The following is a 15,532-nucleotide window of genomic DNA, read 5'->3' as shown; positions in this document are numbered from 1 at the left end:
TTCAGCGTCGGATTCCGGTGGTGAGCAGGCGGACCGCGGCGACCACCTCGGCCGGGTCGACCCCCGCGGTGAGGCAGGGGTGGCCGGGTACCGGGCAGCGGGTGGCCCGGCTGTCCCGGCAGGGCGCGGTGGCGTCGCCGAGGCGGACCAGCGGTACCCGGTAGGGCGCCCACTGGCCGAAGGGGACGGTGGGGGCGAAGAGGCTGACGACGGGTACGCCGACGGCGGCGGCGAGGTGGGCGGGGCCGGTGTTGCCGACCACCACGCAGCTCGCTCCGGCGATGACTCCGGCCAGCTCCGCCAGGCCGGTGCGCCCGCCGAGGTCGGTGCCACCGGCGGCGGCGACCCGGGAGGTCAGCACGGTCTCGACCGGCCCCCCGGTGACCACTACCCGATAGCCGCTCGCGGTAAGCCTGGCCACGATCTCCACCCACCGCTCGGGCGGGCAGGCCCGGGCCGGCACCGACGCCCCGGGGTGCACCACCACGTACGGGCGGTCGGGAAGTGCGGTCGCGGGCGCCTCGACGCGCAGCGTCGGCTCCTCGCCGACGGGCAGGCCGAACCCGGCGGCGGCGGCGAGGGAGAGCGCCCGCTCCGGCTCCGGCACGCCGACCGGCACCCGGTGCCGCACGTCCAGCAGCGAACCGGGGTAGTCGTCGCTGATCGCGCTGATCCGGCCCACCCCGGCCAGCCGCAGCAGCAGCGCGAGGGGGAGCGCCGACTGGTGGAAGGAGGTGAAGACGACCGCCTCGTCGGCGCCGACGGCCGTGAGCCGGGCGGTCAGCGCGCGGATGTCGTCCGGGTCGACGGGCGCGGGATCGCCGTCGATCCAGGGCAGCGACCACTGAACGATCTCGTCGACGCCGGGGAGCAGGTCGGCGGCGGCCCGGCCCCGGGGGCCGCAGAGCAGCACGACCCGCCGCGCCCCGGCCGCGACGGCCCGGATCGCCGGGCCGGTGACCAGCACGTCGCCGGCGGAGTCGCTGCGTACCACCAGGACGGTGCCGGCGCGGCGCGGCGCGGTGGGCCGGACGGCGGCCTGCCGGCGCAGGATCTCGTCGACGGCCGCGGGCAGGTCCGGGGCGACGTGCGGGGCGGCGGCAACCTCCTCGGGCCGGGTGACCGGGGTGGGCACCAGCACGCCGGTGGCGCCGGCGGCGAGCGCGGCGGCCATGTCCCGCCCGATGTCGCCGACCAGCACGCAGCGTGCGGGGGAGGTGCCGAGCGCGGCGGCGGCCGCGTGGACCATCCCCGGCGCGGGCTTGCGGCAGCCGCAGCCGTCGCCGTCGTCGTGCGGGCAGATCTGCCAGTCGTCGAACGGGCCGAGCAGCTCCTCGACGCGGGCGTGCACCGCCCGCATCTGGTCGGCGGTGAAGAGCCCCTTCGCCAGGCCGGACTGGTTGGTGACGACGCCCAGGCGCAGGCCGGCGGCGCGCAGCCGGTCCAGCGCCTCACGCGCCCCGGGCAGCAGACGCACCTTCTCCGGGTCGCCGTTGTAGGGCACGTCCTCGATCAGCGTGCCGTCCCGGTCGAGCAGCACCGCGTCGAAGAGGCCGTGCGTGATCGCCGCGCCCCCGTTCATGGCAGACCAGTTGCCCGGGGCAGGAGAGGTAAACATCAACTCTGCGCTCCGGCAAGGTCACCGTCCGCACCGGAGAGTCGGTGCCGCCACCAGCCGCGTACCCAGTGGGCGACGGCGACCGGCGGGATGAGCGCGCTGGTCAGCAGCATGGTCGACACCTCCTCGCGGGTGCGCGGCCCGGGCGCGATCCGCACCGCGGCGAACTCGGCGCTGCCCGCCACCCAGCCCAGCGCGCCGGCGGCGGCGACCGCGCCGAGCACCCGGCGCGGCGCGCCGTCGCGGGGCAGCACGGTCCGCAGTGTGGCGGCGGTCACCGCCAGCGCCCCGGCGGCGGTGACCGCGACGTGCCGGGGCCGCCGGCCGGGCGGCAACCCCAGCTCGGCGCGCCAGTGCGGGCCGTAGAGCCGGCGCAGCAGCGCGTCGTCGGCGTTGCCGCGCTGCACCCGCAGGCTGACCCAGCGGTCCTCCGGCCGCACCGGGTGGGTGACCACCCGCCGGCCGCGGACCAGGTCCCAGCCGGCGCGGCGGACCCGGTGGGCCAGCTCGGCGTCCTCCCGGTAGGCCCGGGGGAAGCGTTCGTCGAAGCCGTCGACCGCCGCCAGCGCGGCCCGCCGGTACGCCATGTCCGCCGTGATCCACTCGCCCTCGGCCAGGCCGGCGGTGCTCCGCTCCCAGTCGGTGGGGCGCCGGTCGCCGGGCAGCGGCACCGCCACCGCCCCCTGCACCCCGCCGACCCGGTCGCCGACCGCCAGGTCGGCGAGCAGCCGCCGGGCCCAGTCCGGTGCCGGCACCACGTCGTCGTCGAGGAAGACCACCCAGGGCCGGCGGGCCGCCCGCCAGCCGACGTTGCGCGCCGCCGCCGGGCCCGCGCCGGGACCGGTCACCACCTTCGCGTACGCGGACAGCGCCCCCGGCACCGTCAGCTCGCCGGCGGCGTCGCGCCGGTCGTCGACCAGCAGGATCTCCACGTCGGACAGTTCGGCGAGCTGCGGGCCGAGGGCGTCGAGCAACGTGCCGAGGCTTGGCCGGCCGAGCGTCGGCACCACGATGCTGATCATCGGCCACCGCCGAGCGCGCCGCGGCGCACCGCGAACGGGCCGAGGGCCAGCAACTCCACCGGGGCGGAGCCGAACAGCTCCATCGCCTCGCGCGGGGTGTCCACCATGGGTCGGCCGGCGGTGTTGAGCGACGTGTTCACCACCACCGGCAGCCCGGTGAGCCGTTCGAACTCGGCCAGCAGCTCGGCGACGAGCGGCTCGGTGTCGGTGTGCACGGTCTGCACCCGGGCGGTGCCGTCGACGTGGGTGACCGCCGGGATGCGGTCGCGCCACTCCGGCTTCACCCGGTGCACGAAGAGCATGTACCGGCTGGGGAAGACCCCGTCGAAGATGTCGGCGAAGCGTTCGGCGCGGACCATCGGCGCGATCGGGCGGAACTGCTCCCGCCCCTTGACGTCGTTCATCCGGGCGGTGGTCGCCGGGTCGCCGGGGTGGGCCAGCAGCGAGCGGTGTCCGAGGGCGCGCGGTCCGTACTCGCTGCGCCCCTGGTACCAGGCGACGATGCCGTTGTCGGCGAGCACCCGGGCCGCCTCGGCGGCGATCGAGTCCGGCCGGAAGTACGGCAGCGCCGCCCGGCGCAGTTCGGCCTCCAGTTCCTCGTCCGACCAGCCGCGGCCGAGGTCCGCCCCGCTCATCGGCGTCGCCCGGTCGCCGAGGGCGCCGGCGACGTGCAGGGCGGCGCCCAGCGCGGTGCCGGAGTCGCCGGCCGCCGGCTGCACCCAGACGTCCCGGTACGGCCCCTCGGCCGCGAGCCGGGCGTTCGCGACGCAGTTCAGCGCCACCCCGCCGGCCATCGCCAGGGTCGAGGCGCCGCCGGAGGCGTCGTACAGCCAGCGGGCCAGGTCGAGGATGACCTCCTCCAGCCGGGCCTGCACGCTGGCGGCCAGGTCGGCGTGGTCCTCGGTCAGCTCGCCGCCCGGCTCGGCGGCCTTGGCCAGGCTCGCCCAGTCGATCCGGTCCACGTGGAAGCCGCCGGGGTCGGTGACCCGTACCAGCTCGCGCAGCAGCCCGAGGTGCTTCGGCCGGCCGTACGAGGCCAGCGCCATCACCTTGTACTCGTCGCTGGAGTGCAGGAAGCCGAGGTGGCGGGTGAGGTCCTCGTAGAGCAGGCCGAGCGAGTGCGGCAGCTCCTGCGAGTACAGCGGGCTCAGTTCGCCGTCGCGGTAGACGCCGGCCAGGTGGCTGGCCACCTCGCCCCGGCCGTCGAGCACCAGGACGGCGGTGTCGTCGCCGGCCGGCGGGGCGGCCAGCCCGGCCGAGGCGGCGTGGGCCACGTGGTGCGGGACGAACCGTACCTTCTCCGGGTCGAGGCCGGGCAGGGCGGCGGCGAGGAACTGCGGGGCCCGCCGGGCGTAGTCGACGCGCAGCCAGTCCCACGGGTCGGCCAGGCCGAGGTCGGCGGCGTCGCGGCACAGGCCGGGGTCGAAGGAGTAGGCCACCGCGTCGAGGCTGTCGACGTCGACGCCGGCGCTGGACAGGCACCAGGCCGCGGAGAGTTCGGGCAGTTCCCAGGCGGAGAACGGGACCGGTCGCTTGCCGTGCTTGCGGCGGCTGAACCGTTCCTCTTCGGCGGCGGCCACCACCTGTCCGTCGACCACCAGGGCGGCGGCCGGATCGTGGAAGATCGCATTGATACCGAGGACGCGCATGCCATGGTCCGTACCCTCGCCTTCTCCTCCTAACCTGTAGATCATCGACTTCTCCCGCCGGCCGCGAATCTCCAGGTTGGAGATTCGCGGCCGCCGCGGGTCCCGCCGGAGGAGTCAGACGCCGCCGCGCAGCATCCCCGGCCCGAACACCTCGTACGCGATCCGCTCCACCGGTACGCCCCGGCGCAGCAGCCCGCCCCGGACCTCGTTCATGAACGGCAGTGGCCCGCAGAGGTGCACGTGCGCGTCGGGGGAGAGCGGGATCAGCTCGGGGTCGACCCGGCCGCTGGCCACCTCGGCGGTCAGCGCCACCGGGTCGTCGCCGTCGGTGGTCCGCTCGTACCAGAGCTTGAGCCGCAGGTTGGGCAGCCGGGCGTGCAGCCGGGGCAGTTCGTCCCGGTGTGCGTGCGCGGCCCCGTCCCGGTCGGCGTGCACCAGCACCACCGGCCGCTCGGGCGCGGTGGCCGCCAGGTGCTCCAGCGCGGACATCGCCGGAGTGAGCCCGATGCCGGCGCTGACCAGCAGCAGCGGCCCGTCGCCGGCCACCGCGCTGACCTCGCCGAAGGGCGGGCTGAGCCGGAGCGTGTCGCCGGGCGCGGTCCGCTCGTGCAGGACGGTGGAGACCAGGCCGTCCGGCGCGCCGCCGACGCCGCGTACCCGCTTGACCGTGATCCGCCAGTGGTCGGCGCCGGGACGGCCGGAGAGGCTGTACTGCCGGATCTGCTGGCCCAGCCCGCCGTCGAGGTCGACGGCGACCGAGACGTACTGCCCGGGGACGAAGCCGGGGACCGGGCCGCCGTCGGCCGGCACGAGGGTCAGCGAGATGACGTCGGTGGCCTCCGGCACCACCCCGGTGACCCGCCAGTCGCGCCAGACCGCGCCGCCCCCGGCCACGCCGGCCGTCGTGTAGAGGCGGGCCTCCCGGGCGATGAGTTCGCAGGCCATCAGCCAGTACACCTCGTCCCAGGCCGCCGCGACCTCCGGCGTGACGGCGGCGCCCAGCACCTCGCCGATGGCGGCCATCAGGTGCCGGCCGACGATGGTGTACTGCTCGGGGGTGATGCCGAGCGAGGCGTGCTTGTGCGCGATCCGGTCCAGGATCGCGTCCCACGCCGGCCCACCGGCGCCCGTCAGGTGCTCGGCGTACGCGACGACGGAGGCGGCCAGCGCGGCCTTCTGCTGGCCGGTCGCCTGGTTGCCCCGGTTGAACAGGTTGAGCAGCTCCGGGTGGGCGGCGAACATCCGCGGGTAGAACCGGCCGGTGATCTCCTCCCCGTGTGCCCGTACGACGGGCAGGGTCGCGATCACCACGGCCTTGGACGATTCCGAGAGCACGGCTCTCCTCCTTCTGCGTTGCCTACGCGAGCACTTAAACAGGAATCTGAGATGCCTCTTCAGGGCCGAAAGTCCCGGGTCCGGTGTTGCCGGCGTCACGGTCTCCCGGCCCCTGTCCGGGCCGGGACGCGCTGGCTAGGGTCGGTACGTGAAGCTCAACCGGTCCACCGACATGGCGCTGCGGATCGCCATGCTGACCGCGCCGGCGTCGGCCCGTACCACCGTCGACGAACTGGCCGAGCGGCTGGACCTGCCCCGCAGCCACGTCGCCAAGGTGGTGCAGCGGCTGCAACGGCTCGGTGTGCTGGTCACCATCCGGGGGCGCTCCGGCGGCGTGGCCTTCGCCGAGGGTGCGGAGGAGTTGACCGTCGGCCAGGTCGTACGGGCCTTCGAGGGCGAGGGTGAGGTCGTCGCCTGCGAGGAGTCCGGCTGCACGCTGCGGGCCGACTGCCGGCTCCGCGTCCAGCTGCGCCGCGCCCAGGCCGCCTTCCTCGCCGTCCTCGACGACGTCCGCCTCGGCGACCTCGCCGGCAGCCCCGCCGCCCCCGTCCTGCTCACGCTCAGCGCACGCCCGCGTACCCCCTGAGGCGTTGCGCTGGTCACCGCCCCGCCTCCCCGCTGCCGGCCCTTAGCTGCCGGGCCTGCGTGGGCTGCCCCGGTGGTGCGGGCGCGGGGCGGCGGTGCGGTGCGGGCGGGCGGTAGCCTGCGGACGAGCGGCCCCACGTCGATACGGAGCGCCGATGTCCAACTCCCGGGTGTCCCACCCGCTGTTCGCCCGGTTGTTCGCGCGGGCGAGCGTGGCCCTGGACCGGGCCGGCGCGGCCGAGCACCGGCGTCGACTGGTCGCCGGCCTGCACGGGCGGGTCGTCGAGGTGGGCGCCGGCAACGGCCGGATGTTCGCGCACTACCCGCCCGAGGTGGACGCCGTGCTCGCGGTGGAGCCCGAGCCCTGGCTGCGCGCCGCCGCCCGCAGCGCCGCCGACCACGCGCCGGTGCCGGTCACGGTCACCGACGGGCTGGCCGAGGCGCTGCCGGTCGCCGACGCCAGCGTCGACGCCGTGGTGCTGTCGCTGGTGCTCTGCTCGGTCCCCGACCAGGCCGTCGCGCTGCGGGAGGCGTACCGGGTGCTGCGTCCCGGCGGGTGGCTGCGCTTCTACGAGCACGTCGCCGCGGGTACCCCCGGGCTGCGCCGGACGCAGCGGGTGGTCGACGCGACCTGCTGGCCGCTGCTCTGCGGCGGCTGCCACACCGGGCGGGACACGGTGTCGGCGATCGTCGCGGCGGGCTTCAGCGTGGTCCGGCTGGACCGGTTCCGCTTCCCGCCCGGACGGTTGCCCGCGCCGGCGTCGCCGCACGTGCTCGGCGCCGCGATCCGGCCCTGAGGCGTCGTCGGGTGGGCGCGCGTCGGGGACGGTCCGGGCGGGCCGCCCCCGACGGGGAACTCAACCGACGCTGACGGCGCCGTCGGGCGCGCGTACGCAGGAGACCGCCCGGGAGGCGGTCGCTGCGGCGCCGGTCAGGCACCGGCCGAGCACCTTGTGCCCGGCGGCGTTCGGGTGCCAGGACTCCTGGCAGGTCTGGAAGTACGTCCCGCAGGTGTTGGCGATCCGCTGGATGTCCAGCTTGTCGTAGCCGGAGAGGCTGGTGACGAACACGCCGGACGGGCCGTCCTGGAGGCGGATCGGGGTGGCGAGCGTGCCGGTGGGGCTGCCCGCCTGCTCGCAGAGCCGGGCGCCGTCGAAGGCGCGCTGCACGTTGAGGTAGACCAGGTCGGCGGCGGGGAACTCGGCGGCCAGGGTGGTGCGTACCGAGTTGACCAGCGTGCCGAGCCCCTGGGAGAAGCGGTGGCCGGGGGCGAGGCTGGCCCGGTGGATCGGGCAGCCGGCGGCGTACCGCTCGGCGCCGAGCGCGCGGAACTTGTCCCGGGTGTCGTCCCGGTCGTCCTCGCTCCAGTAGACCTGGGCCAGCTCCGGCGGCAGCGGGTTGGTGTAGTCCTGGAACACGATCCGGTGCTGGCCGTCGGCGTCGATCTGGTCGAGGGTGGTGAGGATCTGGCGGACGGCCGCGGTGGTCTCCGCGGTCGCGGCGCCGAACTGCGCGGCGGTGGCCAGGTCGGCGTCGTCGCAGGGCTCCTGCTCGACCGGCCCGCCCAGGTACGCCCAGAACTCCCACCAGCCGGTCCAGGCGTCGGCGATGAACCGGTTGGCGCACTTCTCGGCGACGCTGCCGAAGGTGAACGAGCTGTTGTTCGAGCCGAGCCCGATCAGCACCAGGTCGATGTCGTGGCTCTGCCCGACCGCGCGGAGCTGGTCGAGCTGCGCGGCGACCTGCCGGCCCTTGGCCCGGGTGGCGGACGCGGCGGCGATGTCGTACGGCTGGCCGCCGGAGCAGGCGAGGTTGAACCGGGCCTGGATGCCCGGCAGGTCCGCCTGGTGCAGCGAGGCGTTGGGTGAGCGGTGGCAGAAGTAGGCGTTGCTGTTCGGCGCCGACCAGCCCGGGAAGGACTGGGTCACGCCGGTGACGTCGACCACCGGCGAGTACGCCCCGGCGCCCTCGCCGCTGATGAAGCTGTCGCCCAGCGCCACGGCGGCGGTGGGCAGCGCCGCGGCGGCGGGAGCGGGCAGGCCGACGGCGGCCGAGAGCGCGGCCGTGGCGACGGTGAGCGAAGCGGCGAGAGCGGTACGACGGAACCTGACCATCGCGTCCCCCATCTGTCCATCGAAATGTGAAAGATCCTCCGATGGTCGCGATCAGATCACTTCGGCGTGATGGGCGTCAATGGGTGGCAACGCGTTCGTTCAGCGTTCGACACAGACGCGGGTGGCACGCGGGGCACCGGCCGGCCCGCCCCGGGGAACACCCCGGCCGGGACCGGCGTTGCTGCCGGGTGACCGACGACCGGCGCCCCGGCCGCGATGGCTCCAGCGGGGCTGCGCGGATGTGTCGGGGCGGGCGGCTAGGCTCGCTGCGGCGCGCCGCGCGTGGAGATCGAGTCAGGGTGGATCAAGACGGTGAGCGGCACCACACCGCCGAGACCTGGGAGTACGACCAGTTGACCGCACAGCCTGAGACCCTCTACGGGGCCGACGACCTCACCCACCTCGAGGGCCTGGACGCCGTCCGCAAGCGTCCCGGCATGTACATCGGCTCCACCGACAGCCGTGGCGTGGGTCACCTCGTCAACGAGATCCTCGACAACTCCACCGACGAGGGTGTCGCGGGTCACGCCCGGAAGGTAGAGGTGACGCTGCACGCCGACGGTTCGGTACAGGTCGACGACGACGGCCGCGGCATCCCCACCGACGTGCACGCCAAGTCCGGCATCTCCGGGGTCGAGCTGGTGCTCACCCGGCTGCACGCCGGTGGCAAGTTCGGCGGCTCCGGCTACAAGACCTCCGGCGGCCTGCACGGCGTCGGCGCCTCGGCGGTCAACGCGCTCTCCCGCCGCTTCGACGTCACCGTCCGGCGCGGCGGCAAGGTGCACGCCATGTCGTTCCGGCACGGCGTGCCGGGGATCTTCGACGGCGACGGCCCGGACGCCCCCTTCACCGCCGGTCCCGGGCTGCAGATCGTGGGGGCGATGAAGCGCGGCCAGCGCACCGGCACCTCGATCCGCTACTGGCACGACGCCCGCTACTTCGAGACCGGCGCGGCGCTCGACGTCGACGCCGTCCGGATGAAGCTGCGCAACACCGCCTTCCTGGTGCCCGGGGTCGACTACCGGCTGCGCGACGAGACCGGTGAGCAGCCCGCCGAGGAGCGGTTCCACTTCCCCAACGGCCTCACCGACATGGTCGAGTTCCTGGCACCGGCCGGCGACCGGCCGGTCTCCGGCACGCTGCTGGTCACCGGCGAGGGCACCTACCGGGAGAACGCCGCCGACGCCAACGGCGTGATGCAGTCCAACGTGCAGCGCCGCGCCGAGGTCGAGGTGGCCTTCCGCTGGGGCACCGGCTACGAGCGGACCGTGGAGTGCTTCACCAACACCATCCGCAACGCCCACGGCGGCACCCACCGCAAGGGCTTCGAGCGGGCGTTGGCGCGCACCCTCGCCGACGCCGTACGCAACACCCGTGGCCTGCTCAAGGCCAAGGAGGAGCCGCCCACCCTGGACGACGTCCTGGAGGGGATGACGGCCGTGGTGCACGTGCGCATCCCGGAGCCGCAGTTCACCTCGCAGACCAAGGACGAGCTCTCCACCGCCGGCATCACCAAGGTGATGCAGTCCGTGATCGAGCAGCACGTCAAGGCGTGGCTGGAGGACCGGCGCACCAAGGCCGAGGCGCGCACGGTGCTCCAGAAGATCGTCGACGCGGCGCGGGTCCGGCTCACCCAGAAGCAGCAGAAGGACGCGGCCCGGCGCAAGACCGCCCTGGAGGGCGCGTCGATGCCGGCCAAGCTGGTCGACTGCCGCGCGACGGGGGTGGATCGCAGCGAGCTGTTCATCGTCGAGGGGGACAGCGCGCTGGGATGCTTCACCGGTGACACGATGGTCGCGCTAGCATCCGGCCAGAGCCGATCATTCGCCGACCTGACTGCCGATTGGGCGCGAGGCGTGACCCATTTCGGCTACACAACCAACAAGGCTGGCCGGGTGGTGATCGCTCCGCTGGTCGAGCCTCGCCTGACCAAGCGGGATGCGCCACTGGTACGGGTGACCCTCGACAGCGGCGAGTCGATCCGGTGCACTCCGGACCACCTGTTCAGGCTGCGTGACGGATCCTACCGGCGGGCCGACGCTCTCGGACCCGGTGATTCCCTGATGCCGCTGTACCGAAGCCTGTCCAGCAAGGCGGAGGGGCACAAGCTCCAGGGTTACGAGCGGGTCTGGATGAACGATCGCGAGGAGTGGGTCTACACCCACTACCTCGCCGACGCCTGGAACCTGCGCAACGGCCGGGACAACGCCGCCAACGGCAACGTTCGCCATCACATCGACATCAACAAGCGCAACAACGACCCGCGCGATCTGCGACGGATGACCTGGGCGGACCATTCCGCCCTGCACGCCGCAATGATGGGCGAGCACGTCCATGCAGGTTGGCGGGAGTGGTTCGACAATGGTGGCCGGGAGTTCCGGTCGGCCATGCTCACCGCGCAGTGGCAGGATCTGGCCTTCCGGGAGGCTTGCCTCGCCCGCCTGTTCGCGCTCAACGAGTCGCCCGCGTTCCGCGCCCGGTTCGACAAGGGTTTCCAGGACTGGTACCACGCGCTCAGCGATGACGAGAAGCGCGCCTACGCCGAACGGATGCGCGAGCGGCAGGAAGAGTACTGGTCCCACCCGGAGCACCGGGCGGACGCAGCCGAGCGGGCGCGGCAGTACTTCGCCGATCCGACTCGTCGCGAGGAATGGCGGCAGCGTTCGGTGCGCCAGTGGGAGAACCACGATCTACGTGCTTGGCGATCCCGAAAGACCGTCGAACAGTTCGCCGATCCCGCCGAGCGGGAACGTCAGCGCAATGCGGTGTTGGCGTGGCACCAGGACAATCCCGAGTTCGGCGAGCGGCATGCCCGCCGCATGAAGCAGCGGATGACCGATCCGGGCACCGGCCAGCTTGCCAAAGTGCAGTCCGGACGAGCGCGCTACGTCGCTACCGTCCCCCGTGCGCAACGGGTGGGACGGCAGACGAACGGTCGTAGGTTGGCAGCGCTCCGTCGGCTCGCCCCGCTGCTGTCCTTGGCCGATGCGGACATGGCAGTGGCCTACGAGGCCGAACGCATGCGATCGGCGCGCACGGGCCTCCGATTCGATCGACTCCTGGCCCTGTACGACGGAGACCACGGACGCTTGCGCGAGGCGGCGTCCCTCGTCAACCACAAGGTGGCGTCGGTCGAATTCCTCAGCGAAACGGCGGACGTCTACGACCTGACGGTGGACGGGCACCACAACTTCGCGCTCGAAGCGGGAGTGTTCGTACACAACAGCGCCCGGGTGGCAAGGACGGCCGAGTACCAGGCGCTGCTGCCGATCCGCGGCAAGATCCTCAACGTGCAGAAGGCGAACCTCCAGCAGGTGCTGGACAACGCCGAGTGCGCCGCGATCGTGCAGGTGCTCGGCGCCGGCTCGGGGCGTACCTTCGACCTGTCGGCCCTGCGGTACGGCCGGGTCCTGATCATGGCGGACGCCGACGTGGACGGCGCGCACATCCGTACCCTGCTCATCACGCTCTTCGCCCGCTACATGCGGCCGCTGATCGAGGCCGGTCGGCTCTTCGCCGCGATGCCGCCCCTGCACAAGATCACCACCAAGGGGCGCAACCCGCAGACCATCTACACCTACACCCAGGCCGAGATGGAGGCGACGGTCCGCAAGCTGGAGAAGGCCGGCAAGCAGATCGTCACCCCGATCCCGCGCTTCAAGGGCCTCGGCGAGATGGACGCCGACGAGCTGTGGGAGACCACGATGAACCCGGCCACCCGGGCGGTCCGCCGGATCACCCTCGACGACGTCGACGCCGCCGAGCGGATCCTCGAACTGCTGATGGGGGAGAAGGTCGAGCCGCGCCGCAACTGGCTGATCGACTCCTCCGACCGGGTCGACCGGGAGGCGATCGACGCATGAGCACCGGGTCCGTTCGAGGGGAAAGCTGACGATGGCACGCCGCAAGGAAGACCGCGCCAAGGTGGACCTGTCCGCCTTCGACCAGGCCGGCGCGCGGGTGTTCGACAACCCGCTGGTCACCGAGGTCTCCGACTCCTACCTGGAGTACGCCTTCTCGGTCATCCACTCCCGCGCCCTGCCCGACGCGCGCGACGGGCTCAAGCCGGTGCACCGGCGCATCCTCTACGCGATGAACGAGGCGGGCTTCCGCCCCGATCGGGCGCACGTGAAGTCCGCCCGCGTGGTCGGCGACGTGATGGGTCGCTACCACCCGCACGGTGACACCGCTATCTACGACGCAATGGTCCGGATGGCCCAGGACTTCTCGCTCAACGCGCCGCTCATCGACGGGCATGGAAATTTTGGAAGCCCGGACGATGGACCTGCCGCGGCGCGCTACACCGAAGCACGGATGTCCCGCGAGGCGATGCTGCTCGTCGGCGAGTTGGGCGAGGACACCGTTGACGTCGAGCCCAACTACGACGGCTCGCTGACCCAGCCCACCGTGCTGCCGGCCGCCTTCCCCAACCTGCTGGTCAACGGCGCGTCCGGGATCGCGGTCGGGATGGCGACCAACATGATCCCGCACAACCTCGGCGAGGTGGTCTCCGCCGCCCGCTGGCTGATCAACCACCCGGACGCCGACCTCGACAAGCTGATGGAGTTCGTTCCCGGCCCCGACCTGCCCACCGGCGGTCTGCTGCTCGGCCTGGACGAGGTGCGTCGAGCGTACGAGACCGGACGCGGCGTGGTGCGGATGCGCGGCAAGGTGGAGATCGGCCCGCTGGAGGGCAGCCGCGGCCGGCAGGCGATCACCGTCGTCGAGCTGCCGTACGGCGTCGGCGCGGAGAAGGTCATCGCGGCGATCACCAACGAGGTCACCAAGACCAAGCGGCTGACCGGCATCGCCGACGTCAAGGACCTCACCGACCGGGAGAGCGGCACCCGGCTGGTCATCGAGTGCAAGGTCGGGGTCAACCCGCAGGCGCTGCTGGCCGACCTCTACCGGCTCACCCCGCTGGAGCAGTCGTTCGGCGTCAACAACCTGGTGCTGGTCGACGGCCAGCCGCGCACCCTGGGGCTGAAGGCGCTGCTGGAGGTCTTCCTGGCCCACCGGTACGAGGTGGTCACCCGGCGCAGCGCGTACCGCCGGCGCAAGCGCGAGGAGCGGCTGCACCTGGTCGACGGTCTGCTGATCGCCCTGCTCGACATCGACAAGGTGGTCAAGCTGATCCGGGCCAGCGAGGACGCCCAGGCGGCCAAGGACGGCCTGATGCAGAAGTTCAAGCTCTCCGAGATCCAGGCCACCTACATCCTGGACACTCCGCTGCGCCGGCTGACCAGGTACGACCGGATCGAGCTGGAGGCCGAGCAGGAGAAGCTGCGCGGGGAGATTACCGAGCTGTCCAAGATCCTCGATGACGACAAGGTGCTGAAGAAGGTCGTCTCCGACGAGCTGTCGGCGGTGGTGAAGCAGTTCGGCGCGCCTCGGCGTACCACCCTGGTCGACGGCGACCTCAAGGAGGTGCTGGCGGCGTCGGTGCCGGCCGGCCCGCTGGAGGTGGCCGACGACCCCTGCCAGGTGATCCTCTCCGCGACCGGGCTGGTGGCCCGCACCGCGGCCGAGTCGGAGGAGGCCGCCGAGGGGCGCCGGCGCAACGGCCGGGTCAAGCACGACGCGGTACGCGCCGTCGTGCACACCACGGCCCGGGGCCGGGTGCTCCTGGTGACCAGCGCCGGCCGGGCGTTCAAGATCGACGTGCTGCCGCTGCCGGTGCTGCCGGAGCAGGCCGGCACGGTCTCGCTGCGCGGCGGCATGTCCGCCGCCGAGCTGCTGCCGCTGGCGGCCGGCGAGACGGTGGTCGGCCTGGCCCCGCTCGGGGCGGCCGCGCAGGGCTCGCCGGGCCTGGCGCTCGGCACCCGGCAGGGCGTGGTCAAGGTCTGCGCGCCGGAGTGGCCGGTCCGCTCGGACGAGTTCGAGGTGATCGGCCTGCGCGAGGGCGACGAGGTGGTCGGGGCGACCTGGCTCACCGACGGCCAGGAGCCGCTGACCTTCATCACCTCGGAGGCGTCGCTGCTGCGCTTCGCCGCCACGCTGGTCCGCCCGCAGGGGCTCAAGGGCGGCGGCATGGCCGGCGTCAACGTGCCCGACGGGGCGCGGGTGGTCTGGTTCGGGGCGGTCCGCACCGACGACCCCGGGCACGGGGAGCCGATGGTGGTCACCTCCACCGGCGCGACGGTCAAGGTGACGCCGTTCAGGGCGTACCCGGCGAAGGGGAGGGCGACCGGCGGCGTGCGCGCGCAGCGGTTCCTCAAGGGCGAGACGGACCTGGTGGTCGCCTGGGTCGGCGCCCGGCCGGTCGGCGCGACCGCGACCGGCGACCCGGTGGAGCTGCCCCCCGCCGACCCGCGCCGCGACGGCAGCGGCTTCGCCGTCATGCTCGGCCCCACGGTCCTCGGCCACCTCATCGAACGCAACTGACCCGCACGTGCAAGGGCCCGGCGGCTGACGCCCCCGGGCCGCTGCACGCCCCCCGCGCCCCCGCTTTCTCCCCGTTGATCATGAGGTTGTTGTGCCGCCCGGCGTGTCGCGGCAATAACTTCATGATCACCGAGCTGAGAGGGGGAGGGGGAGGGAGGGGCGGGGACCGGGTGGGGGGTCAGGCTACGCCGGTGGGGCGGAACTGGACGCTGACGCGGGGGCCGACCGGGCGGGCGGTCTTGGGGATGGCGTGCTCCCAGGTGCGCTGGCAGGAGCCGCCCATCACCACCAGGTCGCCGTGCCCGAGCGGGAAGCGCAGGCTGGTGCCGCCGCCGCGCGGGCGCAGCAGCAGCGGCCGCGGTGAGCCGAACGAGACGATGGCGACCATGGTGTCGGTGTGCGCCGACCGGCCCTGGGTGTCGCCGTGCCAGGCGACGCTGTCCCGGCCGTCGCGGTAGAGGCACATGCCGGCGGTGACGAAGGCCTCGCCCAGCTCGGCGGCGTAGTGTCGGGTCAGCGCCTCCCGGGCCTCGGTCAGCACCGGGTGCGGCAGCGGGCGGCCGCCGGCGTACCAGCAGAGCAGACGGGGGACGTCGACCTCGGCGTCGTACATGGTGCGGCGCTCGGCGCGCCACGGCACCGCGGCCAGCAGGGTGTCGAGCACCGCGTCGGAGCCGCGCACCCAGCCGGGGAGGTGGTCGACCCAGGCGCCCCGGGTCAGCACGTGCCGGCGCAGCGCGCCGGGCAGCGGCCCGAGCGACGGACCGGCGTCGGCGAGGTCGAGCATCGACGGCTGGTAGGCGGCCTGCGTCATGCCGTCACTCT

Annotated in this window: 9 protein-coding genes and 3 pseudogenes; 6 read left to right on the top strand and 6 right to left on the bottom strand. The window is 73.5% G+C overall.

The window, feature by feature from the left end:
• Nucleotide 1: 1 nt before the first annotated feature.
• From GA0074696_RS22790 to GA0074696_RS22775, 4 genes are all read right to left on the bottom strand, one after another.
• On the bottom strand, nt 2–1,618 hold the full coding sequence (locus GA0074696_RS22790) for an HAD-IIIA family hydrolase (RefSeq protein WP_088962992.1): 1,617 nt from the start codon (nt 1,616–1,618) through the stop codon (nt 2–4).
• On the bottom strand, nt 1,618–2,640 hold the full coding sequence (locus GA0074696_RS22785) for a glycosyltransferase family 2 protein (RefSeq protein WP_088962991.1): 1,023 nt from the start codon (nt 2,638–2,640) through the stop codon (nt 1,618–1,620). The genes GA0074696_RS22790 and GA0074696_RS22785 overlap by 1 nt, the downstream gene beginning before the upstream one ends.
• Nucleotides 2,637–4,289, bottom strand: coding sequence for a carbamoyltransferase family protein (locus tag GA0074696_RS22780; RefSeq protein ID WP_088962990.1), 1,653 nt, complete (start codon nt 4,287–4,289; stop codon nt 2,637–2,639). Before GA0074696_RS22780 ends, GA0074696_RS22785 begins: the two co-directional genes overlap by 4 nt.
• 114 nt (nt 4,290–4,403) lie before the next feature.
• Nucleotides 4,404–5,624, bottom strand: coding sequence for a globin domain-containing protein (locus GA0074696_RS22775; RefSeq protein ID WP_231925118.1), 1,221 nt, complete (start codon nt 5,622–5,624; stop codon nt 4,404–4,406).
• Between the two features lie 148 nt (nt 5,625–5,772).
• Between GA0074696_RS22775 and GA0074696_RS22770 the strand changes: the two genes are divergently transcribed.
• Together GA0074696_RS22770 and GA0074696_RS22765 are read left to right on the top strand one after the other, a co-directional pair.
• Nucleotides 5,773–6,210, top strand: coding sequence for an RrF2 family transcriptional regulator (locus GA0074696_RS22770; RefSeq protein WP_088962989.1), 438 nt, complete (start codon nt 5,773–5,775; stop codon nt 6,208–6,210).
• Nucleotides 6,211–6,364: 154 nt separating this feature from the next.
• The gene (locus tag GA0074696_RS22765; protein ID WP_088962988.1) at nt 6,365–7,006 is read left to right on the top strand and encodes a class I SAM-dependent methyltransferase; all 642 of its coding nucleotides are present in this window, start codon (nt 6,365–6,367) and stop codon (nt 7,004–7,006) included.
• A 60-nt stretch (nt 7,007–7,066) separates the two neighbouring features.
• Here the strand turns inward: GA0074696_RS22765 and GA0074696_RS22760 are convergent, their stop codons facing one another.
• A complete protein-coding gene (locus GA0074696_RS22760; RefSeq protein ID WP_088964731.1) occupies nt 7,067–8,323 on the bottom strand; it encodes an SGNH/GDSL hydrolase family protein in 1,257 nt (418 codons plus the stop codon).
• Between the two features lie 353 nt (nt 8,324–8,676).
• On the opposite strand from GA0074696_RS22760, the pseudogene GA0074696_RS32445 reads away from it, so the two are divergent.
• The 4 genes and pseudogenes from GA0074696_RS32445 to GA0074696_RS22750 form a co-directional block, all read left to right on the top strand.
• Nucleotides 8,677–10,095, top strand: a pseudogene (locus GA0074696_RS32445) (ATP-binding protein); the annotation flags it as partial.
• Nucleotides 10,069–11,541: pseudogene (locus GA0074696_RS32440) on the top strand (ATP-binding protein); the annotation flags it as partial. The pseudogenes GA0074696_RS32445 and GA0074696_RS32440, both read left to right, overlap by 27 nt.
• Nucleotides 11,542–11,547: 6 nt before the next feature.
• Nucleotides 11,548–12,186: pseudogene (locus GA0074696_RS32435) on the top strand (toprim domain-containing protein); the annotation flags it as partial.
• Nucleotides 12,187–12,217: 31 nt separating this feature from the next.
• Nucleotides 12,218–14,707 (top strand): DNA gyrase/topoisomerase IV subunit A, encoded by a 2,490-nt coding sequence (locus GA0074696_RS22750; protein WP_088962987.1) that lies wholly within the window; start codon nt 12,218–12,220, stop codon nt 14,705–14,707.
• Between the two features lie 178 nt (nt 14,708–14,885).
• Here the strand turns inward: GA0074696_RS22750 and GA0074696_RS22745 are convergent, their stop codons facing one another.
• Nucleotides 14,886–15,521, bottom strand: coding sequence for an alpha-ketoglutarate-dependent dioxygenase AlkB (locus tag GA0074696_RS22745; RefSeq protein ID WP_088962986.1), 636 nt, complete (start codon nt 15,519–15,521; stop codon nt 14,886–14,888).
• Nucleotides 15,522–15,532: the final 11 nt, after the last annotated feature.

Source organism: Micromonospora purpureochromogenes (genome assembly GCF_900091515.1).
GTDB classification, from domain to species: domain Bacteria; phylum Actinomycetota; class Actinomycetes; order Mycobacteriales; family Micromonosporaceae; genus Micromonospora; species Micromonospora purpureochromogenes.
The sequence above is the reverse complement of the archived record's forward strand: the minus strand, read 5'-3'. Positions and strand labels throughout refer to the sequence as shown.

What these genes read in the sequence shown, in the direction of transcription:
- GA0074696_RS22790 (WP_088962992.1), bottom strand. Translation starts at nt 1,618, where the DNA reads ATGTTTACCTCTCCTGCCCCGGGCAACTGGTCTGCCATGAACGGGGGC.
- GA0074696_RS22785 (WP_088962991.1), bottom strand. Translation starts at nt 2,640, where the DNA reads ATGATCAGCATCGTGGTGCCGACGCTCGGCCGGCCAAGCCTCGGCACG.
- GA0074696_RS22780 (WP_088962990.1), bottom strand. Translation starts at nt 4,289, where the DNA reads ATGCGCGTCCTCGGTATCAATGCGATCTTCCACGATCCGGCCGCCGCC.
- GA0074696_RS22765 (WP_088962988.1), top strand. Translation starts at nt 6,365, where the DNA reads ATGTCCAACTCCCGGGTGTCCCACCCGCTGTTCGCCCGGTTGTTCGCG.
- GA0074696_RS22760 (WP_088964731.1), bottom strand. Translation starts at nt 8,323, where the DNA reads ATGGTCAGGTTCCGTCGTACCGCTCTCGCCGCTTCGCTCACCGTCGCC.
- GA0074696_RS22750 (WP_088962987.1), top strand. Translation starts at nt 12,218, where the DNA reads ATGGCACGCCGCAAGGAAGACCGCGCCAAGGTGGACCTGTCCGCCTTC.
- GA0074696_RS22745 (WP_088962986.1), bottom strand. Translation starts at nt 15,521, where the DNA reads ATGACGCAGGCCGCCTACCAGCCGTCGATGCTCGACCTCGCCGACGCC.